At 67.1% G+C, this 25,514-nt stretch carries 22 protein-coding genes and 1 pseudogene; 9 read left to right on the top strand and 14 right to left on the bottom strand.

Features of this window, described 5'->3' with window-relative positions; genetic code table 11:
• Positions 1-7: 7 nt before the first annotated feature.
• Complete coding sequence (locus tag AC5Y7D_RS04945) at positions 8-2,116, bottom strand: PPE family protein (RefSeq protein ID WP_499922204.1); 2,109 nt, start codon at positions 2,114-2,116, stop codon at positions 8-10.
• Positions 2,117-2,635: 519 nt separating this feature from the next.
• A complete protein-coding gene (locus AC5Y7D_RS04940; protein WP_499922203.1) occupies positions 2,636-4,198 on the bottom strand; it encodes a PE family protein in 1,563 nt (520 codons plus the stop codon).
• A 610-nt stretch (positions 4,199-4,808) separates the two neighbouring features.
• On the opposite strand from AC5Y7D_RS04940, the gene AC5Y7D_RS04935 reads away from it, so the two are divergent.
• From AC5Y7D_RS04935 to AC5Y7D_RS04925, 3 genes are read left to right on the top strand one after another with little or no spacing between them, the layout of a single operon-like run.
• Entirely contained in the window at positions 4,809-6,689 is a 1,881-nt protein-coding gene (locus AC5Y7D_RS04935; protein ID WP_499922202.1) for a PE family protein, read from the top strand.
• 54 nt (positions 6,690-6,743) lie between these two features.
• Positions 6,744-7,172, top strand: a complete 429-nt coding sequence (locus AC5Y7D_RS04930; RefSeq protein ID WP_499922201.1) for a hypothetical protein — start codon at positions 6,744-6,746, stop codon at positions 7,170-7,172.
• A 23-nt stretch (positions 7,173-7,195) separates the two neighbouring features.
• The gene (locus AC5Y7D_RS04925; protein WP_499922200.1) at positions 7,196-7,759 is read left to right on the top strand and encodes a DUF998 domain-containing protein; all 564 of its coding nucleotides are present in this window, start codon (positions 7,196-7,198) and stop codon (positions 7,757-7,759) included.
• A 49-nt stretch (positions 7,760-7,808) separates the two neighbouring features.
• On the opposite strand, the pseudogene AC5Y7D_RS04920 reads toward AC5Y7D_RS04925, so the two are convergent.
• Positions 7,809-7,895 (bottom strand): annotated as a pseudogene (locus tag AC5Y7D_RS04920) (hypothetical protein); the annotation flags it as partial.
• A 36-nt stretch (positions 7,896-7,931) separates the two neighbouring features.
• Here AC5Y7D_RS04920 and AC5Y7D_RS04915 point away from each other — a divergent pair.
• Positions 7,932-8,087 (top strand): hypothetical protein, encoded by a 156-nt coding sequence (locus tag AC5Y7D_RS04915; protein ID WP_499922462.1) that lies wholly within the window; start codon positions 7,932-7,934, stop codon positions 8,085-8,087.
• Between the two features lie 7 nt (positions 8,088-8,094).
• On the opposite strand, the gene AC5Y7D_RS04910 is transcribed toward AC5Y7D_RS04915, so the two are convergent.
• Together AC5Y7D_RS04910 and AC5Y7D_RS04905 are read right to left on the bottom strand one after the other, a co-directional pair.
• Entirely contained in the window at positions 8,095-8,889 is a 795-nt protein-coding gene (locus AC5Y7D_RS04910; protein ID WP_499922437.1) for an acyl-CoA thioesterase domain-containing protein, read from the bottom strand.
• A gap of 248 nt (positions 8,890-9,137) precedes the next feature.
• Positions 9,138-9,857, bottom strand: a complete 720-nt coding sequence (locus AC5Y7D_RS04905; RefSeq protein ID WP_499922199.1) for an NUDIX hydrolase — start codon at positions 9,855-9,857, stop codon at positions 9,138-9,140.
• A gap of 127 nt (positions 9,858-9,984) precedes the next feature.
• Here AC5Y7D_RS04905 and AC5Y7D_RS04900 point away from each other — a divergent pair, with 127 nt between their 5' ends.
• The 4 genes from AC5Y7D_RS04900 (at position 9,985) to malQ (ending at position 14,314) form a co-directional block, all read left to right on the top strand.
• Positions 9,985-11,175 (top strand): cytochrome P450, encoded by a 1,191-nt coding sequence (locus AC5Y7D_RS04900; RefSeq protein ID WP_499922198.1) that lies wholly within the window; start codon positions 9,985-9,987, stop codon positions 11,173-11,175.
• A 105-nt stretch (positions 11,176-11,280) separates the two neighbouring features.
• On the top strand, positions 11,281-11,697 hold the full coding sequence (locus tag AC5Y7D_RS04895; protein WP_499922197.1) for a DUF5313 domain-containing protein: 417 nt from the start codon (positions 11,281-11,283) through the stop codon (positions 11,695-11,697).
• 39 nt (positions 11,698-11,736) lie between these two features.
• On the top strand, positions 11,737-12,225 hold the full coding sequence (locus tag AC5Y7D_RS04890) for a MarR family winged helix-turn-helix transcriptional regulator (protein WP_499922196.1): 489 nt from the start codon (positions 11,737-11,739) through the stop codon (positions 12,223-12,225).
• A gap of 79 nt (positions 12,226-12,304) precedes the next feature.
• Positions 12,305-14,314, top strand: coding sequence for a 4-alpha-glucanotransferase (gene malQ, locus AC5Y7D_RS04885; protein ID WP_499922195.1), 2,010 nt, complete (start codon positions 12,305-12,307; stop codon positions 14,312-14,314).
• A gap of 108 nt (positions 14,315-14,422) precedes the next feature.
• On the opposite strand, the gene AC5Y7D_RS04880 is transcribed toward malQ, so the two are convergent.
• From AC5Y7D_RS04880 to AC5Y7D_RS04845, 8 genes are all read right to left on the bottom strand, one after another.
• Positions 14,423-15,178 carry a class I SAM-dependent methyltransferase gene (locus AC5Y7D_RS04880; protein WP_499922194.1) on the bottom strand — a complete coding sequence of 252 codons (756 nt, stop codon included), beginning with the start codon at positions 15,176-15,178 and terminating at the stop codon, positions 14,423-14,425.
• On the bottom strand, positions 15,175-16,149 hold the full coding sequence (locus AC5Y7D_RS04875; protein WP_499922436.1) for a methylenetetrahydrofolate reductase: 975 nt from the start codon (positions 16,147-16,149) through the stop codon (positions 15,175-15,177). Before AC5Y7D_RS04875 ends, AC5Y7D_RS04880 begins: the two co-directional genes overlap by 4 nt.
• Before the next feature lie 15 nt (positions 16,150-16,164).
• The gene (locus AC5Y7D_RS04870; RefSeq protein ID WP_499922193.1) at positions 16,165-16,524 is read right to left on the bottom strand and encodes a hypothetical protein; all 360 of its coding nucleotides are present in this window, start codon (positions 16,522-16,524) and stop codon (positions 16,165-16,167) included.
• 276 nt (positions 16,525-16,800) lie between these two features.
• Positions 16,801-18,201 (bottom strand): WS/DGAT/MGAT family O-acyltransferase, encoded by a 1,401-nt coding sequence (locus tag AC5Y7D_RS04865; protein WP_499922192.1) that lies wholly within the window; start codon positions 18,199-18,201, stop codon positions 16,801-16,803.
• A 10-nt stretch (positions 18,202-18,211) separates the two neighbouring features.
• Positions 18,212-19,132, bottom strand: coding sequence for an alpha/beta fold hydrolase (locus tag AC5Y7D_RS04860; RefSeq protein WP_499922191.1), 921 nt, complete (start codon positions 19,130-19,132; stop codon positions 18,212-18,214).
• Positions 19,133-19,285: 153 nt separating this feature from the next.
• Positions 19,286-19,708: a nitroreductase family deazaflavin-dependent oxidoreductase gene (locus tag AC5Y7D_RS04855; RefSeq protein WP_499922190.1), complete on the bottom strand. Its 423-nt coding sequence runs from the start codon at positions 19,706-19,708 to the stop codon at positions 19,286-19,288.
• The gene (locus AC5Y7D_RS04850) at positions 19,701-21,209 is read right to left on the bottom strand and encodes an FAD-dependent monooxygenase (RefSeq protein WP_499922189.1); all 1,509 of its coding nucleotides are present in this window, start codon (positions 21,207-21,209) and stop codon (positions 19,701-19,703) included. Before AC5Y7D_RS04850 ends, AC5Y7D_RS04855 begins: the two co-directional genes overlap by 8 nt.
• A gap of 125 nt (positions 21,210-21,334) precedes the next feature.
• Positions 21,335-22,765, bottom strand: a complete 1,431-nt coding sequence (locus AC5Y7D_RS04845) for a DNA polymerase (protein WP_499922188.1) — start codon at positions 22,763-22,765, stop codon at positions 21,335-21,337.
• A gap of 121 nt (positions 22,766-22,886) precedes the next feature.
• Between AC5Y7D_RS04845 and AC5Y7D_RS04840 the strand changes: the two genes are divergently transcribed.
• Complete coding sequence (locus AC5Y7D_RS04840) at positions 22,887-23,615, top strand: SHOCT domain-containing protein (protein ID WP_499922435.1); 729 nt, start codon at positions 22,887-22,889, stop codon at positions 23,613-23,615.
• Positions 23,616-23,648: 33 nt separating this feature from the next.
• Here the strand turns inward: AC5Y7D_RS04840 and AC5Y7D_RS04835 are convergent, their stop codons facing one another.
• On the bottom strand, positions 23,649-25,445 hold the full coding sequence (locus AC5Y7D_RS04835) for an acyl-CoA dehydrogenase (RefSeq protein WP_499922187.1): 1,797 nt from the start codon (positions 25,443-25,445) through the stop codon (positions 23,649-23,651).
• Positions 25,446-25,514: the final 69 nt, after the last annotated feature.

Raw genomic sequence — 25,514 nt, 5'->3', positions numbered from 1 at the left:
CGAGATTTCAGTGGAACAGCCCTGACTCTTGATTCTGCGCGTTGAAGAAGCCCGACACCTCGTTGCCCAGGTTCGCGATTCCCGAGTTGAATTGAACCAGAGCGCCGTCGGCGATTGTGCCGGCATTGAAGAAGCCGGATATGAATTGTCCTGTGCTGTTGGCGAATCCGGACATGTTCGCCGGGCCGGTGTAGGTTGGTCCGGTGTTTCTGAAGCCCGAGCTGTAGGCGCCTGAGTTGAGGAAGCCGGACCCGAAGTTTCCGTGGTTCTCGAATCCGGAGGAACCGATGGTGCCCTGGATGACCTTCCCGCCGATGATGCTGGTGATGTTGTCGGCGGAATCGATGCCTGAGTTGTTCAGACCCTGGTTCGCGATGCCTGACTGGTTGTATCCGCCGCGGCCGAACTCGCCGTCGACCGCGTTGGAGAACCCTGAGTTGGCGAAGTCCTGATTGAACGGACTGACGGGTCCGGTGTTGAGGTTGCCGCCGTTGAGGATCCCCGTGTTCACACCCCCGGAATTGCCCCAGCCCGTGTTGATATCACCCGAATTGAAGCCGCCGGTGTTGGTGCTGCCCCCGTTGAAGCTGCCGAAGTTCGCGGTGCCCGAGTCAAAGAACCCGGTGTTGGTGGCGCCCGAGTTGAACAGGCCGGTATTGGTGGCGCCCGAGTTGAACAGGCCCGTATTGGTGGTGCCCGAGTTGAAGAAGCCCGTGTTGGTGGCGCCCGAGTTGAACAGGCCGGTGCTGTAACTGCCCGAGTTGCCCAAACCGGTGTTGAGATAACCCGAGTTGCCGATGCCGGTGTTCCACACGCCTGACGTGCCGAATTCGACGCTGAGCGGGCCTACGCCCTGACCTGAGTTGGCGATGCCCCAGTTGTCGTCACCGGAATTGAAGAACCCGATGTTGTTGGTACCCGAATTGAACAGGCCGATGTTTCCGGAACCGCTGTTCAGGCCGGCGAAATTGATGCCGATCTGGTTGTCGCCGGACAGTCCGAAGCCGATGTTGTTGTTGCCCTTGTTGCCGAACCCAATGTTGTTGCTGCCGAGATTACCGAGGCCGAAGTTGGCGTTGCCCAGATTGCCGCCACCGACATTCGCAGAACCGGTATTGCCGCTGCCCAGGTTGGTGTTGCCGGTGTTCCCGAGTCCGAAGTTCCCGTCACCGGTGTTGCCGCTGCCCAGGTTGTGGCTACCCCAGTTGCCACTGCCGAGGTTCAAGCTGCCGAGGTTCCCACTTCCGAAGTTCGAGTTACCCAGATTGCCGAGCCCGAGGTTGGCGTCGCCCGCGTTTCCGCTGCCGATGTTCAACCCTCCGAGATTGCCGCTGCCCAGGTTGTAGCTGCCCAGGTTGCCGCTGCCCAGATTCATGGCGGCCGGCAGCTGAGCTCCCGAACTTCCCTTGCCGGAGGCGCCGTTGCCGCTGCCGAGATTGAGCGTTCCGAAGTTGCCGGCGCCCAGGTTGTAGTTGCCGGTGTTGCCGAAGCCCGGGTTCAGCGCGCCGACGTTGCCGAGACCGAGATTGAGTGAGCCGACGTTGCCGGGGGTGAGGTTGATGGTTCCCCCGATTTGGCCGACGCTGAAGTACAAGCCCTCTGGTGTGACGTACCACGGCGTCAACGGCGCAATCGCGGCCGCCGCCGCCGCGTGATATTCGGCCATGGCGGCAACGTCTTGGGCCCAGATCTGCTCATATGTGGCCTCCGTGGCCGCGATCGCCGGCGCGTTCTGCCCGAACAGATTCGATGCCACCAAAGAGATCAGCTCGTTGCGAATGGACGCTACGACAACGGGGTGGACGACGGCGGAGCGCGCCTGATCGAACACCGCGGCTACGGTGCTGGCCCCACCCGCTGCCTGCTCGGCCTGCGCCGCGGCAGCAGCGAGCCAACCCACGTATGTTTGCGCTACGTCCGTCATCGCTTGGGCGGCGGGCCCCTGCCAGGACTGGCCCGCGAGCCCGACTGTCACCGAGGTGAAGCTGCTTGCGGCCGAGTGCAGATCGTCGGCCAGTCCGCTCCAGGCATCTGCTGCCGCAACCATCGGCCCTGATCCCGCTCCGGCGAACATCAGGGCGGAGTTGATCTCCGGCGGAAGCACGAAAAAGTTCACGACGACCTCATTCATCCGACTGTGCCCGAACGGCCAGTCCCTTGTTTTCACAACGCTTTCAAGGTGCGTGGCGTCGCCGGAGTCGGCCTGTAGCCCCGCTGCTGAGTCAGGCTATGCAACGTTGTCCGGACGGTCCAGTAGAAGGTTGCGAACCAAAGCTTGCGTATCGCAGGAGCTTTGCAGGTTCGCTCAATCGGTACTCGTCTAATTCCACGGCTGCGGCGGCCGCGTATCCAACGGGAGCGCGGCAACGTCAGCGCACAATGCGTCGAAGTCCGAGTTCCCGAACTGCTCACGAATATGGTTGTGCCACAGGTCGTGACAGGCGACATGGCTCGGCTTTGTAACTCGGCCGCTGCCATTATCAGCGCGTTCTGGCGCCACTCGTGTTGAGAGCCGGCATTCCACTGCAGCGCCTATCGGCACTGCGCACCGTTGAACGGGTAGTCGACGAATTTCGAACAGTCGTCACGGAGACATCTGCGCACCCGCCGTGACAGCGCTTCGCGGGCGCCACTATCAGCTCAGGGTCGACGCCCCGGACACCCCGGGGCGGCCGAACCACAGACCCCCCGACCCGCCGACCCCGCTGGGGCCTCCTGCGACCGGACCGTTGAACGCCACCCCGCCGCTGCCTCCGTTCCCGCCGTTGCCGAGCAGTTTGGCGCTTCCCCCGGCGCCGCCGGCGCCGGCATTGCCGAACCCTCCTACAAAGACATTGCCGCCACTGCCGCCGCTGCCACCTGAACCGGTGAGGTTGCCGCCGTCGCCCCCCGCGCCACCGCTTCCGCCGGTGAAGGTGCCCCATCCGCCCGTGCCGCCGGAGCCGCCGTCACCGAAGACCATGCCGCCAAACCCGCCGACGCCGCCGGCACCACCGTAATTCCCGAACCCGCCGGTGCCGCCGGTGCCGCCTGTTCCCACCAGCGATCCGCCCGCCCCACCGTTGCCACCGGCACCGCCGACCCAATTCGCGACAACCCAGTCCGAGATCCCCCCGTACCCACCGGCACCGCCGCTGCCGCCGAAGCCGATCAGGCCTGCGGCTCCGCCATTTCCGCCGGTGCCACCAAGACCCGCGACCGTGGTCTCCGGCAGCGCGTTGACGGAGCCGCCGGCTCCGCCGGTGCCTCCATGGCCGAAGATCCTGCCGCCGGCACCGCCGTCACCGCCGTGTCCGCCAACGTAGGGCCCCTGATTTGGTCCCGAGGATCCCCCGACCCCACCGGCCCCACCTGCGCCGAACAACCCTGCGGAGCCGCCCGTGCCACCAGATCCGGGGGCCGCGCCGTTGAGGGCTTGTCCACCAGCCCCGCCGTCGCCACCGGCGCCGAAGACCATCCCGCCCGTGCCTCCGTTACCGCCCGCGCCTGCCGCGTTGACCGAATCTCCTCCGGCGCCACCGGATCCGCCACGGCCGAACAGTCCCGCCGCGCCGCCGCTCCCCCCGGCATGACCTGGTCCGCCCGCACCTCCGGCACCCCCGCTGCCCCACAACAGGCCTCCGGCACCACCGGATCCGGCGGCTGCGCCGTCCCCGCCGCTGGTGCTGAAACCGCCGGCACCCCCCGCGCCGCCGCTTCCGAAAAGGCCAGCGGCTCCGCCATTTCCACCTGCCTGACCCTCCCCGCCTGATCCGCCGTTGCCACCGTTACCCCACAACAGTCCCCCGTTGCCGCCGTCGGCACCGGATTGCGGGGCGGCATTGGCGCCGTCGCCGATCAGCGGCCGGTTCAGCAGCAACAAAGTCGGTGTGTTGACAGCGACGAGTAGCTCCTGTTGCAGGGTCTGCAGTGAGGTGTTGACAGCCTCGGCAGTGGCATAAGCGCCGGCGCCGGCGTTCACCAACCGGACGAACTGGTTGTGAAAAGCCGCCGTCCGGGTGCTGACTTCTTGGTATGCCTGAGCATGGGCGCCGAACAACTCGGCGATAGCCGTCGACACTTCGTCAGCGCCTGGCGCAACCACCGCGGTGGTGGAAGCCATCGCCGCCACATTTGCCTGGCTGACTGCCGAGCCGATATCCACCAGATCCGATGCCGCGGCTGTAAGCAACTCCGGCACCGCATGAACAAACGACATCGGTCGCCTCCGTGGCAGATCGTTCAGAATCTTCGATGCGACCAAGCAATCACATTTCCTGATCGGATGCGACCACCGTCTCTGACCAACCTGCAAGGCACCATTGCGTTTTGCTGCGCAATAGCCCATGTGCTTTCGACCGTCGAGTCACCCGGTTGAACTGCGGCGAAGGCCGATTCCAGGATCAACTCTGGACAACGCACAGCCGCTGGCACTACGGCGTCCTTGTCAACAGCGTCTTGCAAACTGTGTAAGTTTTGGTCGGCTACGCATGGTTGCAGCGCGTCAAAGGGATTGTCCGGCAGACCATACCGAATGATGTCTTGCGCGCCGCGCCGGTCGGCTCATGCGGTGCCTGCGTGCCGCACGATCTCGACCCAAGCTGTTCCAACGGTCAACCGAACGTCGAATCATACTCGCGCATACTGCTTTTCGCGGCGGTTCCGGGCACCGTGTTTGGAACGATGCCTGCGTCACAACGCTGTCGCGGCAATAGACCAAATCAAATTTCGCAAGAATGCGTCCGATACCTTGTACTGGACGCGATGCCGCGTTTGGCCGAACCTGCTACTGCGAGATTGAAGCAAGCTCCCTCCGGAAGGTGAACGCGATGGCATCTGTGCACGTTGCGACCGACGCGATGAGCATGGCGACATCACATGTGCAGAGAATCGGAGCTGCGGTCGGTACCGCCAGTGCCGCGGCGGCCGGCCTGACGACCGAAGTGTCGTCAGCAGCCGCTGACGAGGTTTCGGTTGCGATCGCGTCGTTGTTCAACGCTCATGGTCAGCAGTATCAGGCGCTGAGCAGCTACGCCGCGGCCTTTCACGACCGCTTCACGCAGACGCTGACCGCGGCGGCCGCGTCTTACTGGTCAGCCGAGGCAGTCAACGCCGACCCCCTGCAGCAGACCGCAAACCTCGCACTGACCGCCGTCAACGCACCGACCCAAGCGATGCTCGGACGACCGTTGATCGGGAACGGCGCGGACGGTGCACCCGGTAGCGGCGCCAACGGGGGCGCCGGCGGCCTCCTGCTCGGCAACGGTGGTAACGGGGGCTCGGGGAAGGCCGGTCACGCGGGTGGCAACGGCGGGCCCGCGGGTCTGTTCGGTGACGGCGGTCGCGGCGGTGCGGGCGGCACCGGCGGCGGCAAGGGCGGCGCCGGTGGCAATGCGACCTTGTTCGGCAACGGCGGTGCCGGCGGGGCCGGCGGATTCGGCTCCGGCGCCGGTGGGATCGGCGGGAACAGCGGCTGGCTTTGGGGTACGGGCGGTGATGGCGGGAACGGCGCCTCAGGCCTCGCGAGCGGCGACGGTGGTGACGGCGGAGCCGGCGGCAATGCCGGTTTGCGGGGCAACGGCGGCAACGGCGGGGCCGGGGGTGTCGGCGGCTCGGGGGCCGCCGGCGACAACGCCACTCAACCAGACGCCGCGGGCGGTGCCGGCTCCGTCGGCGGCAACGGCGGCAACGGTGGTGCGGGCGGGCACGGAGGACTTCAGGCAGGCAATGGCGGCAACGGCGGGGCCGGCGGTGCGGGCGGTACCGGGGGCGCGGGCGGTGCCGGCGCGAACGGTGGCAACGGCCAGAACGACGGCGGCGCCGGGGGGGACGGCGGGACCGGTGGAAACGGCGGATCAGCCGGTCAAGCCCAGCACGGCTTGGCGGGCCGCCCGGGTGGCGCCGGCGCGGGCGGTGACGGCGGCACGGGTGGCAGAGCCGGTGATGGTGACGTCGCGAGCAACACGTCTGGAGGCGACGGCGGTGCCGGCGGAAACGGTGGCGCCGGTGGCGGCGGCGTGTCCGGGGCGGCCGGGGGTAATGGCGGCGCCGGAGGGGCCGCCGGCACCGGCGGAATCAGCGACTATTCGTACAGTCCTACGTGGGGCGGCAACGGCGGCAACGGCGGCAACGGCGGCACCGGTGGGACCGGCAGCCTCACCGGCGGTGCGGGCGGCATTGGAGGGCCCGGTGGCGCCGGCGGGGCCGGCACCTGGAACACCGACGCCCTATTCGGCAATTTGATCGGCACCCCAAGCATCGGCGGTCAGGGCGGCAACGGCGGTACCGGAGGCACCGGCGGCGCCGGCGGCCACATCGGCGGCGCGGGCGGCGCCGCCGGCAACGGCGGCAGCGGCGGACTGGGAACCTGGCACAACAACCCCAACCCCTACGTCGGCGGCGCTGGTGGCAACGGCGGCGCCGGCGGGAACGGAGGGTCGGGTGCAACCGGTGGCGACGGAGCCGACGGGGGCATCGGCGGCAGGGGCGGCACCACGCTTCTGGGCAACGCGCCGGGCGGTACAGGAGGTGGCGGCGGTGCGGGCGGCACAGGTGGCACCGGCTACGGCGGGCCCGGTGCCGTCGGCCGTGACGGCGAAAACGGAGACTTCGGGCAACTTGGCGTCTGGGAAGGCGGTTGGCGGTGGACCCCCGGGATCGGCGGTGCGGGTGGGGTTGGCGGCACCGGCGGCAAGGGCGGCAGCGCGTAACCGCATGCGGCGTCAACCCTTCGGCTTCAGCCGCAGGACTGACATGATGGGCCCATGCTTGACTTGAAATCTCCGGGAACCGTCGACGCAGCAGACTCCGTGGTCGGCTCGGTCGGGGCCATCGAAAGCGTTGCGGTGGCGGGCGCGTCGGCGGTCGCCGGCAGTGTCGCAGTGGCAGGCTCGGTGACGACCGCCGGCAGCGTGGCGGTGGCCGGGTCGGTCTCCACCGCCGGCAGCGTTGCGGTGGCAGGGTCGGCGGCCACCGCCGGGAGCGTCGGGGTGATCGCCTGCCTGCTCACGGTGGTCTGCGTCGCTGTCCGGGAATGCGTGGCGTGCCTGGCCTGCGTGGCTTGCACGCGGTGTGTCGCCTGCATCGCCTGCGTGCGCTGCACCGACTGCGTCGGATGTATCGGTTGTGTCAACTGTTCGGGTCTGCGGAATGTCAAGGGCGCGCGGAATATTCACGTGCAGCCCGGCGAGTGAACCGTCGCGGCACAGGAGCCGCCGTGTGGATTGTGGGAGTCCTCGGCTACCTGGTGCTGGAAGCCGTTGCGGCCGACGCATACCGGCCCGCCTACAGCTATGCACACAACTACATCAGTGATCTCGGGAGGCACGGCCCACGAGCGCCTTTGATGCATGCGGCCTTCTGCCTACAGGGCAGCATGTTCTTGCTGGGAGCACTGGTCGCGGTCGGTGTGCCTGTCCGACGGCGGGTAAGCCTGTTCCTGGGCCTGGTCGCGGCGAACGCGGTCGGCAACATTCTGGTCGGCACGGTGCACAGCGGGCCGGTGCACCTGGTCGGCGCGGCGCTGGCGCTTGCCGGCGGCAACGCCGCCATCCTGGCTGGATCGACACTGCTGGTGCCGCAACTGCGGTGGTATCGCATCGGCTCGACAGTTGTTGCAGTCCTGGGCTTTCTGTCCCTGGCGCTACTAGTGGCCAACATCGGACTCTTGCCGGTCGGCGCGTGGGAACGCGGCAGCGCCTACTCGATCTTTCTGTGGCAGTTACTCACTGCGGCCGTGCTGCTGAGCCGACGAAACGACACCGCCGTCACGAGCCGGTGAAGTTCGGCGGCCGCTTCTCCGGAAACGCACGCGGCCCCTCCTTGGCATCGGCCACCCGGATGTCGAAAGCCTGCAGGATCTCCATCCCACCCGCGTAGCAATAGCCCTCGACCGCAGCGATGATCGGCTTCCTGACGCAGCGGTCTTCAGAAATCCCTGTGCTTTCTACTCGGTGACCTATCTGGGATTCGCCCTGCCGCTCCTGCTGACCATGCTCGGAACTGGCCGGGAAGCGACGATGATCTTCATAGCGCTGGCAGGTTCGGCGGCGGCCGCTGCAATCAGCAGGGCAGTGCGGTTGCGGCGCGACGGGCACCGTCAGACCTGAGCGACCGTCAATGGGCCGGTTTGTCGGATGGAGCGAGAAACCCGGTCTGCGCGATGGCGACAGATACACAGTTGCCGATCGGGCCGTTGTGGTCCAGCAGGACCGCCGCCCCGCTGGCCACCCCGTCGTCGCTGAAGTGCGTCAGCGAGCCCAGCCCCAGCTGGGGACCGTCGGGCAGCCTGCTCAGCGTGAGGGTGTAATCAACGTTGATGAACTGCAGGCCCTGCGTTCCCCAGTTCGTAATGGACGCAGTGATGTCGCCGGCCATCGCCGCCCGGGTGAACGCGGTCATCGGTTCGGCGTCGACCAGCGGGCGCGTCTCCTGCAGCCACGTGTACTTCGGTCCGAGTGTCTGGGGCCAGTGCGGATCGGGATTCTGAATCTCCGCGCCCCAGCCATAGGTACGGATGAACAGTGACTCCACATCACCTTCCTGCATCGGGAGTTCCGGCATCTGCACGGTCTGTGACCACACCCGACCATCAGGCTGCGGTCCGCGGCGGAGAAACAGTGCACTGGCCTGGGCAACCGGGGCGCCGTTCTGGACGAGAACAGCCTCTGCCAGGCGCAGTCGACGGCGGTCTTGCCGAACGCTGGCGTGCACCTCGACCGGTTGCAGCGCGGTCGGACGAGGCAGATCGATGGTGAGACGCGCTGGTTGGAACTGCGGGTCACCGATCGCACGTTCGAGCGCCCAGCCCAGCAAGCCGCCGACGACGTGGCCGCTCAGCGCAGGTCCCCACCCGCCCCGCGCGATATCGGTTGGCACATAGCGGCTTTCCTCACGCCGAAAGTAGGGCAGGGTCGGTGTCGCCGCGCCGTCGCCGGAGTCGCCTTGCACAAAGCGTTTCTACCGCACCCCGGTCACCGTGCTCAGCGGGGGACCAGCCGCTACAAGGATCGGGCCACGGCGGCTTGGCTTTCGGCGACCCGATCGCACCGATGCAGCGGGGGGAGCAACTGCGCTGCGGCGGCTGCGGGGGTGGCTTGAGCGGCTGCGGCGGCGGTAGCGGCTGTGGCGGGGGAGGTTGCGGCGGCGGCAATTAGCCCCTACTGCCAAGCGAACGTCGGTTGCTCGAGTTCGTCGACCGGGTCGTGGCGGCCTTCCAGGCCGAGCCACCGCAGCTGTAGCAGCACGGCACCCGTCGGTGCGTGGATCAGGTCGTTGCCCAGGGGAATCTGGACGACCGGACGCGGACTTTCAGCGATGCTGATGTAACGCGGGGAATCCTTTCGCTGTAACTGGTGCAATCCCACCCGGTAAACCGCAAGTACTTCGTCGGGCGCCGGCCGCAGATCGAGCCGGCCACCACCCCAGATCACCACCGGCGTGATGACGTACCCAGACCGTGTCGGGTAGTCGTCGAGTTGGCCCAGCACCGTGGTCGGCGATAGCCGCACCCCCACCTCCTCGTGCAATTCGCGCAGCGCGGCGTCGATCGCCGTTTCACCCGGATCGAGGCGGCCACCGGGCAGTGCCCATTGGGCGGCGTGCGCTCTGAGGCGAGAGGCTCTGCGGCACAACAGAAATGCGGCGCCACCGGCAACGTCGACCATGTGACCGTCGAGGCCCTCCTGCGGCAGGGGTCGGCCGTCGTTCCACTCGTCCACCGGCGCGGGATCCACCCGGTCTTCACCGACCTGGGAGTCGACAAGCACCACCGCGACGGCCGCATGCCGCTTGGTCGGGTCGGTCACGGTGCGACGGTGGTGACCTGACAGGTGGACCCGAATCCGGTCACGCAGGACCTCGTCGTAGGTGATGGTCACCGCTCGACCATATGCCCGGGCAGATTGTCCGCGGGCGGAGGTTTACCGCCCAGACATTGACTGAGCGGGTTATCGTATGTGACGATTTCGTCAGAAATTGCCCGCACAGGGTCTGAGGAGCGGTCACATGCGTCGAGGCCCCCACGGCGTGGCGGTCGACCGCCAGAACCTCTATTCCACCGACGCCCTGCTGCATCCCTATCCCCATTACCAGCGACTACGCCGGGCCGGATCGGTGGTCTGGCTGAGCCGGCACCGGGTGTACGCGCTGCCGCGCTACGCCGAGTGCAAAGCCACACTGCGCGACGACGGCCTTTTCATATCCGGCAACGGGGTCGCGCTCAATCCGTTGAGCAACCGGCTGTCCCGCGGCACCACGCTGAACAGCGACGGCGCCGAACACGATCGACGCCGCAAGCTGCTTGCCCACCGCATGCTTCCCCGAGCACTGCGTTCGGTGGGGGAAAGCATCGACGCACAGGCCGACGCAGTGGTCCAGGCCGCGGTACGCCAAGGCGCGGTGGACGCGGTCGCCGACCTCGCGACCGCGCTGCCGCTGGCAATCGTTCCCGACCTGGTCGGCTGGCCGCGCGACGAGCGTGACCATCTGATCGCGTGGGGCGGTGCCACGTTCGACATTCTCGGTCCGCTGAATTGGCAAGCGGTCAAGGCGATTCCACTCACGTTGCAGATGCTGATGTTCGCCCGACGCGTGGTGCGCAACCGCTCGGTGCTCGACGGAAGCATGGCGCACGAACTGCTCTGCGCCGCCGACGACGGGAAGCTCAGCCACGCCGAATGCCCGAAGCTGATGGTCGACTACATCGCCCCCTCGCTGGACACCACGATCAGCGCCATCTCCAATGCCGTCTACCTGCTCGCAACCCATCCCGAACAATGGCGCCTGCTCAAGAACGACCCCGCTCTCATTCCGAACGCCATCAACGAAGTCATCCGCTACGAATCCCCGCTGCGCGCCTTCGCCCGCCAGATTCGCGCCGACGCCGAAGTCGACGGCACGCCGATCGCCAAGGGCTCCCGGGTGCTGATTCTCTATGCGTCGGCGAACCGGGACGAGAACGAGTGGGACAGCCCCGATTCCTTCGACATTCGCCGCGACGCCAGTCGCCAGATCGGCTTCGGTAACGGCACCCATGCCTGCGCCGGCCAGGGCCTCGCCCGTATGGAAACGGCGGCCATCCTGCGCGCCCTGCTCGAACGCGTCGACCGCATCGAAGTGACCGGGCAGCCCCGTTGGGCGATCAACAACATCATCCACCGGCACCGCCAGCTGCCGGTCAAGCTCATCGCCGCTTGAACCGTGGCGTGACCAGGCCCACATAGTTAGTACCCTAATTAATCGGGTACAATTATTCTGTTGAGGCCGATCACGGCTTCGGCTCGGACTCCCCGAGGAGCGACCATGTCCAACGCTCGCCCAAACCTGTGGCAATACATCGGTTATTCCTACGGCCGACAATTGCCCGACTCGATGCGCGACTGGGTCTCCCGTGACCTTGCCGGGCCCGGCGCCATCCGTCGGCATCTGACCCGGATGGCGATACCCGCGCTTGTCGTGTTGGCCCCGCTCTGGTTGCTGCCGGCATCGCTGTACGTACACACCGAAATGACGGCCCCGATCTTCATCTGGGTTCTGCTCATGGCGCTGGCCCTGAACAAGGTCTGGCGCCGGCACCGGTTGGCCCAGCACGGCCTGGACCCTGGGCTGGTCGACGTCATCAGACGCCAGAAGCAGGCCCATATCCACGATGACTACGCCCGGCGTTATGGCCCGCGTCCCGAAGAGGCGAAGTGGCAAGACAACAGCAGCCCGTTCTGAGGCGCCGGGCTGTAGCGGCAACGAAGGAACTATGACGTCATGCGCACCGGAGCCGGCCCGGAACTGGACCCACTGTCGTTGGAGCGCCAAGTATGCTTCGCGCTTGCCATCACCAACCGGGCGGTGCTCGCCGTATACCGGCCGCTACTGGAACCGCTGGGTCTGACCCATCCGCAGTATCTGGTGATGCTGGCATTGTGGGACAACGCGAAAGCAACACCTGGCGGAAACCCGTTGTCGGTCAAAGACATTGCCGGTTTGCTGCAGATGGATTCGGCCACTTTGTCGCCGATGCTCAAACGCCTCGAGTCGCAAGGCCTGATCACGCGCACGCGCAGTGCGGCTGACGAACGAACCACCCACATCGCGCTGACTGCGCAGGGCCGCAGTCTTCGCCGGCAAGCGCTGAAGGTTCCACCAGCGGTAATCGAGCGCCTCGGCGTCGAACTCGCCGAACTTGAGCATCTGCGCGAGGTGTTGACGAAGATCAACGCCGCTGCGGTGGCTGCCGGCGCGCTCGACGCGTAGCCATTTCACGGCCATATTTCACGGCAGCACACTGACTTTCGCGGGTGTGAGATGTCCTCGCCCGGGTATACACCGCGCTGTGGCGAATCCTTCACCGGCCTCCGGCAGCTTGCGCGAGCTGGCCGCGGCGCACGGCGTGGCGACCTCTTACCGAAACGAGCGACGGGAACCGGTCGACGTCGACGCAGACGTCGTGATCAACGTGCTCGGCCTGCTCGACGTCGAAGCCCGTACCGAAGCCGACCAGCGCCGCGAGTTGGCCAGGCTCGGCGAGGCCGACCGCGCCGGCGTCCTGCCACCGACCGTCGCCGTACGTGTCGGTGGGCGTCCGCGGCGGCTGCCCGGCGCCGTCGCGCTGGCGGCCGAGGACGGCGCCCGCATTGACGTGCGGGATGAGCTGCCGAGCGACTTGCCGGCGGGGTGGTACCGCGTGGAAACCCGTGACGGCCAGCAGGCCACGGTCGTCGCGGCGCCGCGGCAGGTTCCGTCGACGCCCGCCACCTGGGGTTGGATGCTGCAGCTTTACGCGCTGCGCTCGGCCCGCTCCTGGGGTATCGGCGATCTCGGAGATCTGCGGGATTTCATCGGCTGGACGGCCGCGCGGCACCGTGCCGGTGCAATACTGCTCAATCCGCTGCACGCACCCGGCCCCACCCATCCCGTACAGCCCTCGCCGTATACGCCATCCAGCCGGCGTTTCGCCAACCCGCTGGCACTGCGCATCGAGGACCTCGACGCCTACCGTCAAGCCGGTCCGGACACCCGCGCCGAAGTGGATGCGCTGCGGGTCTCGCCGAGCACCGAGCGAATCGATCACGATCTGGTGTGGGCCGCCAAGCGGTCGGCACTGGAAGTGCTCTGGCGCGCACAGGGCCGGCCGTCGCCGCTGGACGAGACGCCCGGCTCCGTCGGACTGCGTGACTGGGCCACCTACTGTGCGCTCGCCGAGCGGCATGGCGGCCGATGGAGCCGATGGCCCGCGCCGCTGCGGGATGTCAACGACCCGGCCGTTGCGCAGGCCCGCCGGGAACTGGCGCCCCGCCTGGCGTTTCATGCCTGGGTACAGCAGCGGTGCGCCGAGCAGTTGATCGCCGTGCGATCCGCCGCGCGGGACGCCGGCATGGCACTTGGCGTGCTGCATGATCTCGCGGTGGGGGTGGACGCTGACGGCGCCGACGCCTGGGCCTTGTCCGACGTGCTGGCCACCGGAGTGAGTATCGGCGCACCGCCGGACAACTTCACCCCGCGCGGCCAGGACTGGGGATTGCCGCCCTGGCGGCCGGACCGTCTGGCGGCCACCGGCTACGGCGCGCTGCGGGACATGCTGCGCGCCGTGCTCGTCCATGCCGACGGCCTGAGAATCGACCACGTGGCCGGCCTGTGGCGGTTGTGGTGGATCCCGCCGGGCGACGGCCCCGACCGCGGCACCTATGTGCACTACGACGCCGAGGTGATGCTGGCGGTGCTCGCACTGGAGGCACACCGGGCGAAGGCCACCGTGGTCGGCGAAGACCTGGGCACGGTCGAGCCCGAGGTCACCGAGGCGCTGGCCGACAACGGGATGCTGGGCTGCGCGGTGTCGTGGTTCACCCGCGATCAGTCGGCACCCGACGAGCCATTGTTGGCGCCGGCCAAGTGGCCCGCCCGCGCGGCCGCCAGCCTGTCCACTCACGACCTGCCAACGGCGGCGGGCTTCCTGCGCGGCCAACACGTGCGGGCGCGCGCCGATCTTGGTCTGCTCGACGACGTGCCGGCCGAACAGGCCTCGGCCGCAAAAGAACGCGACGAGTGGTTGGCACTGCTGCGATCGGAACGGTTGCTGCCCGCCGGGGACGCCGAACCCGACGAGACGACGATCATCACCGCCATGCACCGGCTGCTGGCGACGACGCCGAGCCGGCTGAAGTTGATCTCGCCGTACGACGTGCTGGCCGAGACGCGGCAGCCCAATCTGCCCGGCACCATCGACGAGTACCCGAACTGGCGGTTGCCGCTGCCGCAGACATTCGAAGAGTTGCGTGCCGATCCGAGGGTCGCCGAGATCACCGCGGTGTTTCGGGATGGCGGCGCGAGCGCTGAACGGGTTTGACTGGTGACCTTGGGCCGAGTCTGCGTTGACGGCGTCGAGTCTGCTTCGGGGGCCTGTCTATCTCGACATGGGCGGCTGTGGGCGCAGGCTCGACGTCATGAGCACGGCTCACGCGTGACGCAGCACCAGCAACTCGCCGGTCAGCGTCCCGTCCTCCAGCAGCCGCGCTATCCGCGAGCTCTGACGCTCGGCGAGCTGCCAGCCCTCAGTTTGCCCGTACCGCCGGGTCAGCTCGTTCGTCACGGCGTCCATCCGCTCATTCCATTCGCCCGGGATAGGCGGCAGCTCAGCGGTTCTCAGCCAGTGCTCGACATGCAGCGCCGACTCTTCCACCAGGTTCTCTAACCGGTCCGGGGTCGGAAAGTGGTTGCCTTCCAGCTGATCGCTCGGCAACTCGCGGTGCGCGACGAACGCCAGCAGGCCGATTCGGCCGCCGCGTCGCACGGTGCGGTGCAGTTCGGTGAGCAACGCTCGCTGATCCGGGGTGGTGCACAAGACTCCGAGTGACCACGCCGCGCCGCAGCTGGCCTCCGCCAGCGGCAATTTCGAACCCACCGCTTGCAGCACCGGGTAACCGAACAACCTTTTCGCGGCGCGACACGCGCCCGCCTCCGGCTCGACGAGTACCGGCCGCAACTCCCGGGATTGCGCCGCGTACGCCGCCGGACCACCGACGCCCGCTCCACAGTCCAGAAACGTTGCGCCGCTGTCGAGTTCCATCCGCTCGACGAGCCAGTCCAGTGCAGCCGGGCTGCCACTGCCCCGGCAGCCTGCGGGCACGTGGTAGTCGGGGCCGAGGTCGGCAGCGACTTGCGCGGTCCACTCCGCGACCGTGTCGAACTCCGCCTCCATCGCATCGGTCATGACATGTCCTCCCGGATCAGCCGACCCACCTCTGCCTTGATCTCGGCTCCGACGCGGCCGCCGGAAGCCGAAGCCAACCCGGAGACGTTCACGCCCTCGACGCCGTCGATCGACAGCAACGCCCGCGCTTCGCCGACTGCGGCCGAAATGCCGGCGGCTATCGGATCTGCCGCGCTCAAGACCTCCTCCGTCACGGCCGGATCGAGTTCGAGACCGGGCAGTCCCTGTAGCACGGCCGCCGAGACGCTGTCGGTGAACACCGCGACCGCGGCGATGACCGGGATCGACAACCCCTGCGAACGGGCGTTTTTCATGAATTCGGCGATCATGTCGGCGAACGGCACATGGTTGAGCACCGCCAATCCGGCACCCGCCCGCTGTTTTTCGACCAGCCTGGCGGGTCGGGCATGGACAGGCGGCGCGGTCGGCGTCTCGGGCACCGCAGGTACCATCCCCACCGAGGCGGCCAGCGACACCAGGCGAAGCCCGTCGAGGTCGAAGGTCTGAGTGACGTCCGGACGCACGTCGTAGCCCCGCCCGTCACCGGTTACGCAGAGGACCGTCTCGACCCCAATGGTGCGTAGCCCCCGCAATTCCTGTTCCAGGACGATGCGGTTGCGATCCCGGCAGGACAGCGTGATCCACGGCGTCACGCCCGCGTCGAGCAGCAGCGAACCCATCAACGTGGGCGGAAAATCCGGTTTGTTCTGATGCTCACCCACCAGGACGGCGTCACACGAGGACGCCAGGACCGCGGCGGTCGCCGCGACGTCATCACGATCAAAGGGCGTACAGCTGAAGTCGGTCAACACCAATGGCGCCGGGGCCGGCGGCCGATTGTTCGCAGGCCGTCCCGACCAGGGCACGACTTCATCGAATACACATGGGCCGGAACGCATTTCGCACTGGCCGTCCGGCCGCACGCCGCCACAAGGCCCGAATTCCATCCGCTTTGGACACCCGGCCCGCACGTCCAAGCCCGGCACTCAGTCGCTGTCCAGCTCGCCGTTGACCGGTTTCGCCGCAACGCAATCCATCGGTGGCGCGTCCCCGTGGCCCAGCTCACGGTGGGCGACGGCGGTCGCCAGTGCCGTTCCACCCTGGATGGTACCGACGATGGCCACTTCGTCATGGACCGCGAATTGGCGGCCGGCCCTGGTGATCACCGCGGTTTCCGGGGTGACCAGATACGTTCGGGTGATCCCGTCGGGGCTGCGAGCGGTCACCGAGACCGCCGACACCGCAATCAGGGTCCCCTCCTGGCTGACCTGTTCATGTTGTCCGGCCGCCGGCGGCGTCTGCTCCCGCCCGGCCGCATCCGCCAAGAACGCGGCCAATACCGCCACCAAAATCATCGAACCGAAAACGACACTCCACGCCGTGCGGATAATTCCGGGCAAAGGAGCACTCGTGCGCGCCGGCCCATTCTCAGCCGGCCGAGATCGCCACTTCGGCGACTCGCTCAGGCAGTGTCTGGCGCTCATCATCGGTCCCTCTTCCGGCAGTTTCCGGCCGCCGAACGCTGACGCTTATCGCTGCAGTTCGTCGCCCACGGAATTACCCGAAGCGCCGCGACGGTAAACCGCGCCGCGAACTGCGTGCCGGCACCACGGATCGTCCGACTAATCTGTCGACACCGGAGAAATGCCTTTTCCGGCGTCGCGCAACTCGGCGAACGCAGCGACGAAGGCATCGGTCACCTCGTGGGTGTCCTTGAAGGTTGCGTCGTCGGCCAGCACCGACACGCTCAAGTGATCACCGTAACTCCAGACGGTGATGTTGAGCGCCGAGCCCGCGGCTAATGGGCCCACCGAGTAGAACTCGGTCACCACGGCACCCGCGACACGGCCCCGCTCGCGCGGACCCGGCACATTGGAAACGATGAGGTTGAACAATTGGTTCGGTGCCTCGCGCCGTGACATCCACCCGAAAGTCGCGCGAGTCACGCTGGGCGGCACGAACTCCAGCCACCGGCCGACCAGGGTCGGTCCCAGCAGCTGGTGGTCTTCCTTGGCGATGCGCGTCGAGGTGCGGATCAGATTCAGTCGTTCAATGGGATCGCTGACCTGGACGGGCAACGAGACCAGCATCGTGGCGAGCGCGTTGCCGGCGATCCGGTCCGGTGAGGTGTCGGTGGCGGTGGGTATCGACGCGACGAGCGGGCGGTCGGCAGGCTCACCGTGGTCCAGCAACAGCCGCCGGAGGGCGGCCGCCGCGACGGTGAGCACCACGTCGTTGATCGTCACCCCCAATTTCTTGCCGACCGCTTTGACGTCGGCCAACGGCAGCGCGGCGCTGGCGAACGTACGTTCCGCGGTGAGCTTGTGATTGAGAAAAGTCGGCGGCGGGTCGAAGTGGGCCGCCAGAGCTGGATTGGTGAGGCGCTGCCGCGCGCGGCGCTGCAACCGGTAGGCACCGACCAACGAGTCGCGTACCGCCGATGGCAGCATCCGGACGCGGGCCACGTGGTCGCGCGCCGCGAACCGCACCACGTCCCGCGTCTTCGGCGGAGCCAGAGCGGCAGTCTGCCCCTCGGCTGCTTCGCCGGCGGGCCACTGCAAGGTCCGCGCCATGAGATTCGCCGAGGCGACACCATCGGCCAGTACGTGATGGATCTTGCCGATCACCGCGATGCGCTCACCGGTGAGTCCCTCGGCGAAGTAGAACTGCCACAGCGGCCGGTCGCGGTCCAACGGCGTGCTGGCGACGCGGCCCACCACGGCATCCAGTTCGCGTCGTCCGCCGGGCGGGGGAACCCGTACGCGTTTCAGGTGATAGTCCAGGTCGAGCTCGGCGTCCTCGTGCCAGACGGGGCGATGCAGGTGCCAGGGCGTCGTCACCAGCTGGTAGTGCATCGGCTCGAGCGCGGGCAGTCGGCCGCGGAACACTTCGCGAAACGCCTCGAACGTCGCCTTGCCTGCGAAGTCTGTGGTGTCGACGACTGCCACCTTCAAGGTGTGCTGGTGAACGTTGGGCGTCTCGCTGGCCAGCATGAGCACATCCCAACCGCTGAGTCGCTTCACCGCCCGCCTCCTATTGGGCCGCCCGCGTAGCGTGCCGAGACGGCGGGAGCCGGTGGTGTACCGATTCGATCGCCCGCGCGAGCCCCGGGACGAACGCGGCCGGCTGCAGCGTGCACCCGGCGTGTCCGGCATCGACCGGCACCATCTCCGCGTCCGGGATGCGCTCGGCCAGCCACTTCTGCCGCGCAACGCCGAAGGCACGGTCTTTCATCGTCACCACCACCGACGTCGGCACGTCGATGTCGCCGACCCAGGTGGTCGAGTCGAAGCGAACGACCTCGGCAATCGCGCGAGTGATGCCGCCCGGGGAGGTTGCGCGGGCTTGATTGAGCACCCATTGGTAGTCGGCGAAGAATCCGCTGGGCACGGCCGCCATCGGTCCGCCGCGGCGGGGAAGGGGCGTGAGGGTCTCGATGAGAGCCGCGAACAGACCAGTGGCGACACGCTCGTAACGGGCGCGACTGACCGCCGCCGTCGCCGCGCACAGCACCAGTCCGTCGACCCGATCCCGGTGGCGCCGCCACACCAACTGCGCGATCAACGACCCCATCGAATAGCCGACCGGCACGAAACTGGGAATGCCGAGGACGTCGGCCAGTGCCGCGACGTCGTCGGCGCAGTCTTCGAACAGCATCCGCGGCGGCGAGATGCCCTGTCCGTGACAGCGCTGGTCGAAGATCACCACGCGGCCGTACTCACGTACCACGTCCAGCGCGGGATACCACGTCATCAGGCCAGTGCAGGCCAGCGAGTGCAACAGGATGTAGGTGGGCCCGTCAGCGGGACCCGAGTCGAGCACATAGGTGCTGCCCCGTCCGGGGAGGTCGACGACTACCCCGTCCGGCAGCTGCCCGACCGGAGCCAGCGCGGGGACCTTCGGCAGCCGCGGCAGTGGAATCCCTCGTGGGCGGAGGCTAGTGATGGGTGCCATTAGATCAGGGGCGCCGGTCAATCGGAAATATCCGGGGCAGCAACCGCGTTACCGATCTCGACGGTGCCGGATACTTCCCCCGGGTACCACACCAGAATCGTCGCTTCGAGCGACCCTTTGCCGAGAGGCGCGAAACCGGCACCGTCGCTTCCCTCACTCCAATACGAAAACCGGGATCTGCCTGGTCGTCTTGGTCTGGTATTCGGCGTACGGGGGGTAAGCCTCGACGGCCCGCTGCCACCACTGCTCCCGCTCAGCGCCCTCTAGTTCGCGAGCCGTCAGGCTGAGCACTCGCTCGCCGTCCTGCACCGTCACGGCGGGGTTCGCCTTGACGTTGAAATACCACGAGGGATGATCGGGCGCGCCACCTTTCGATGCCACGATGGCATACCGCCCGTCGTGCTCGACGCGCATCAGCGGCACGTACCGCTTCTTCCCGGACTTCGCGCCGGTCATGGTGACCAACACGACGGGCTTGTCGAAAATCTCGACCCCGTCGGTGGTGCCCTGCCTCAGAATCCGTTCGGTCTGTTCGCGTACCCAATCCGTGGGGCTCAGCTCGACGTTTTCAGCCATAACCTTTTCTAACAAATCCGCGCCGTCGGTCCATTCCCCCCGCGCCGAACCAGGTGGCCAGTGTCTCCGTCAGACCGGGGTGCGGGCCGTCACCCGCCCACGCGACATGTCCGTCGGGCCGTATCAGGACGGCGGTGGGAAGTGTCACCTCGCCCAACGCTGGAAGCTCGCACTTACCATCGTGTTTCGCATTCACCAGCCGCACCCGGTCACCCCAGCCGGTGATGTCGGTGTCGCCGGGTTCGCCGAAGTCGAGCAGCACGGGCTGGGGCCGGTGGAGCAGCGCGTAAACCGTGGACGGACCGTCGGCGCCGATCAGGTCCAGATCGGGCATCCGCCGTCCCACCAGCGGATGGCTGTCGCCAAGGCCGTAACGGATGTCCAATCCGGACATCATGGCGCCGAACCGTTTGCGCGGCTCATCCATGCCGAGCAGTTCGGCGGTGGTCGCACGCAGCGCCTTGGTGCGGTCATCTGTGCGTAGTAGCGCCATTTGAGCCATCGCATTGCGCAACACACGCGCTGCGACCGGGTGCCGTTCTGCGTGATAGGTGTCCAGCAAGGCGTCGGGTGACGTCTCCTCGACCACCTGCGCGAGTTTCCATCCCAGGTTCACCGCATCCTGCAATCCGGTGTTGAGCCCCTGGCCTCCGATCGGGTGATGCACGTGTGCGGCGTCGCCGGCCAGCAGCACCCGCCGGTGCCGATAGGCTGTGGCTTGCCTGGCGGCATCGGTGAATCGGAAAAGCCAAGTCGGACTCTGTATTCCGTAATCCGTACGGTAAACGTCGCACAGCGCCCGGCGCAGCTCGCGCAGCGTGGGCTGCCCGCTGGACCGGATGTCGCGTTCGGTCACCATCACCCGCACCGGCCCGTCGTCGCCCTCCCGGCTCAGCGCGTGGACACCAAGGTCGTCGTGACGGATACCCCACGGCGGCTCTTCGGGTGCGTCGAGTCGGGCCTCGGCCAGCAGGTAGCTCGCTGTCGGGTCCCAACCCGCAAACGAGATGCCGGCCGCTTTGCGGACCGTGCTGCGCCCGCCGTCGCAACCGACCACATATTCACCACGCACAAAATCCTCGTCCACCGACCCGACAGTTACGCCGGCATCGTCTTGCACAACCCTGCTCACCTCGTGGCCACGGTAGCTGGGCACCCCAAGCTCTGCGACCCATTCGCCCAGCAGTCGCTCGATATGGCTCTGCCACAACGCAAGTCCGTACGGGTGCCGGGTGGGAAGGTCGCTGATGTCCAGGTGGATCTGCGAGAACCCGGCCAGCTGGGCGACCTGGCCCTGCTCGATGAAACGGTCTGCGACGCCGCGCTGATCGAGGATCTCGATGGTGCGGGAATGCAGGCCGCCGGCACGTGCGCCGATCAGGGTCTGGTCTACCCGACGTTCGACGATAGCGACATCGATTCCGGCCAAGGCTAATTCGGCTGACAGCATCAATCCGGTAGGACCGGCACCGACGACCACCACCGCATGTTCGGACCTCACCCTTACCCCCTTTTCGCCGAGTCTTGGTTTAGCTCAGCGATTTTGCGGCATACCCGGGGTCTTGCCGCAAGCCCACCAATGCGGTATAGGTTGAAAGTGAGGGCTTGGCGACAACATTCAGGCCCCTACTCCACCAAGACCACCAGCGGCGAGTCAAACGAGTAAGCGCAGGCCATCTGTTCGCGGACGCTCGCTGCCACGGCCTCGCGCTCGTCGTCGGTCACCTCGAGAATCAACTCATCGTCCAGTTGCGCCACCAGCCGCGATTGCAGCCTGGCGGCCTTGACGGCACCGCCGACGTCGATCATCGCCGTCTTGACGATGTCGGCCACCCCGCCCTGCAGCGCCATGACGCAGACGGCGTGTTCGGCGGCCTGCCGCAGCGAAGTGTCCGGACTGCTCAAGTCGGGCAGGTAGCGCCGCCGGCCCAGCACCGTTGCCACATGGCCCAGCCGCCGGGCGTCGTCGACGGTGCCCGCCAAATAGTTGCTCAGTAAGCAGGAAAAGTACTGCCGCAAAAGCCCTTTGGTTTCATCGTGGGACATCCCCAGCGCGGCCGCCAGCGCCGCGCCACGCCACCCGTAGGCGAGCCCTCGCGACACCGTCTCAATCCGGCGCCGGTTTCCAGGAGCCACTTCGCCGAGCTCCATGTTGAACACTCGCGACGCCAGCATGCGGTAGGAATCCGAGCTGCCCCCGGTGCCAACCAGCTCGGTGTCACCTGACAAGTGGGCCAGCAGCCGTAGCTCGAGCCGGTCGTAGCGTGCGCGCAGCAGTCCGGCGTAGCCGTCGGCCGCGACGAACGGTGCCCCGACACTGCGCAGATCCGGGCTCGATGACGAAAGACTGCCGGTCGGTGTCACGGCGTGGTGGTACGTGGCATGTACCCGCCCTGCGGCGGCGATCGGGTCCGCGCTGGCGCGATCGACGGCGATGCCCACGGCCTCCAATTCGGCCAGCAGCCGCTGCACCGGCAACTCCACCCGTTCCAGCAGCGACGAGGAGTCGATTCGCGCCAACTCCTCGTCGAGCACGTCGGCCAGGTCGAGGACCGCGCAGGCACGCAGGATCAACGCGCGCACCGCCGGCTCGTCAGGGGGCGACGAATACCGGTTGAGATCAGCAGATTCCTCGGGCAGCGCGCAACGCATGTGGTGCACCAGCAGATTGTTGAGCGCGGGGCGGTGCCGCCCGGGACGCACCAGGTGCGCCGCCAGCGCGGTGTCGGAGGTGACGCCGCGCAATGTCCATCCGCAGTTGGCCAGCGCATGCGTCGTCCACTTGCCCTGGTGTACCGCCTTGGGCGGGCCCGGGTCGGCGAGCCAAGACGCCAATGCCGCCTCGTCGTCCGAGGTCAAAGTGGCGATGTCGAGATAGCGGCCATCCCCGTCGGCCGCGACGATGGCCAGCGCAACGGCTTTAGATCGGTGTCCGGCATCACTGCCCACCACAGCCAGGCCGAACCGGTTTCCCAGGCTGTTCTCCGCCAGCCAGGGCGCGAGCTCGCCCGCCCGCAGCATCCGCCCCCGTACGTCGAAGCCGTTCGACACGTCCACCCTGCCCATGATTCACCGACCACTATGGCGGGGTACCAATGGACTGAGACATCCGTGCCCTGCAGCTTCAGCACCACGTGAGTAGTCTCGCAACTGGACCGACGACGAAAGATTGATGACCATGCAAGCAACGGTCACCCCCGACGCCGAGAACGCCATCACCGACATCGCGCAGCGCCACGGACTATCCCGCGAGGCGGTGCTGGCCATGCTGTTTGCCATCCACGCCGGCGGCGGCACGATGGCCCAGTTCTCCATTCCCGAGCTGGGTGGCTCCGGGCAATGGATGCGGGGCGGCATGACGATGGTCGGCAACATGTTCGACAACGCGCTGAAGGCCCGCGTCGACGCGCTGTGCGGCGAGTTGGCGCAATTGCTCGCCTCGACCAGGGTGTTCCGCAGCACTGCGACGCAGTCGCAGGCCGGCTTCACCTCTGCCAACTGGTGGCCGGCGGACCTGGGCGTGCCCACCTCCACGGGAGCGCAGAACAGCCTGCGCTACGCCATCTTTCCGAACACCCGGCGGCTGGCGATCCAGATCAACGGCGCCACGAGGGTCTTCGACACCGACGAACATCAGATCACCGGCGTGCAACAGCAGCAGGGCGGTGGTTACGGGTCGGTGAGCTTCACCAGCCAGTTGGGCACCTTCGACGTTTCGAGCCTGACCGAACTCGGCGCCCAGCAGGTGGCCGAGACGCCGACGGCAGCGCCCGCACCGCAACACCAGGCAGCCGACCCGGACGCCGTCGTCGCCGCCATCGAGTCGCTGGCGGGGTTGCATCAGCGCGGCATCCTGTCCGACGAGGAATTCGCCGCGAAGAAGGCCGAACTGCTCAGCCGGCTCTGAGCTACCCCTGCGCCGAGTCCCGCCCGGCCGGTGTCAGAACCAGTTGTCGCGCATCTCCATGGTGGTGCGGTCCAAACGCTGCAGAAGATCCAGTTGCGGCCCGGTTCTGGGTAATTCGTAGCGGTAGAAGTAACGAGCGGCATGCCGCTTGCCGTCGTAGAAATCGCCCGAGCGGCTGTGGGCGGCGACAAACTGCTCAAGCCAGGCCCATGCTATGACGAGATGGCCGAACGCTTCGAGATAGACGGCACTGTTGGCGAGCGCCGCGTCCACGTCGCCTGACGCGAACATTGCCGCGGTGACGCTCACCAGACGCCGCCAGGCGTCGTCGAGTTGGCTGGCCAACTCGCCCGCTTCACCACCGATTTCGCTGGCCCGCGACACCGTGGCGGCAACCGTCTTCGTCAGTGCCGCAAGGCTGGCACCGCCGTGCTGAGTCACCTTGCGGCCCAATAGATCCAGACTCTGAATCCCGTGAGTTCCTTCGTGAATCGGGTTGAGCCTGTTGTCGCGGTAGTGCTGCTCCACGTCGTACTCGCGCGTGTAGCCATACCCACCATGCACCTGAATGGCCAGGTTATTGGCCTCCAAGCACCACTGAGAAGGCCAGCTCTTCGCCACCGGGGTCAGGATATCCAGCAGCAGGCCGGCGGATTCCGCTTCCTCGGGAGACTCGGGGCTGTTGCGGATGTCCACCAGGCGTGCGCAGTACAGTGCCAGCGCGAGCGCCCCCTCGACATACGACTTCTGCGCCAACAACATTCGCTTGACGTCGGGATGTTCGATGATCGGCACCTGGGGCGCAGTGGGATCCTTTCCGGTCACCGGCCGGCCCTGCGGCCGCTCGCGCGCGTACTGCAGCGCCTTGAGATAGCCGGTGTACCCCAGGGCGATTGCCCCGAGACCCACACCGAGCCGCGCCTCGTTCATCATGTGGAACATGTAGGAGAGGCCGCGGTGGGGCTCCCCGACCAGGAAACCCACCGCCCCGGGCCGACCGCCGGGCCGGTGTCTGCCTTCACCGAAATTGAGCGCGGTATTGGTGATTCCTCGGTAGCCCATCTTGTGATTGAGGCCGGCCAACACGACGTCGTTGCGTTCCCCCAGGGTGCCGTCGGCCTCGACCAGGAACTTGGGCACGATGAACAACGAGATTCCCCGTGTTCCCGCCGGAGCGCCGGCGATCTTGGCCAGCACCAAATGCACGATGTTCTCGGCGAGTTCGTGATCCCCGCCGGAGATCCACATCTTCGCCCCGAACAGGCGGTAGCTGCCGTCGTCTTGGGGTTCGGCGCGGGTGGTGATGTCAGCCAGAGACGACCCGGCTTGCGGCTCGGACAGACACATGGTGCCGGTGAAGCGACCGGCCATCGTCGGCTTGACGAACCGCGCGATCTGCTCCGCCGTCCCGTAGTGCGCCAGTAGATTCGCGTTGGCCAGACTGAGCAGCACATAGCCGGCAGTGGCCACGTTGGCGGCATGGAACCAGGCCAGACCCGCGCCGGCGACAACGGTCGGCAGCTGCCACCCGCCCAGTGTCTGGTCCATGCTCATGGCCAGCAGATCGGCTTTGGCGAACGCGTCCAGCGCTTCCTTCACCTCGGGAATGACACTGACGCGCTCCCCGTCGAACGTCGGCTCGTGCGCGTCGTTCTTTTTGTTGTGCGGCGCGAAATAGCGGGTTGCCAGGTCTTCGCACAGATCCAACAGGGCCGAGAATGTCTCCTTCGAATGCTCCCCGAAGCGGTCCCGGGACGGTAGCTCCTGGACCCGCAGCCACTCGAATAGCAAGAAGTCGAGATCGCGCCGGGACAGCAGATTGGACGCCATGTGTTGCCTTCCGTCTGGACAGTCGGCGGTCTATGCCGGCCGAGCGTGAATTTCACGACGCGACAAGCC

The organism is Mycobacterium sp. NGS49 (assembly GCF_059812565.1).
The sequence above is the reverse complement of the archived record's forward strand: the minus strand, read 5'-3'. Positions and strand labels throughout refer to the sequence as shown.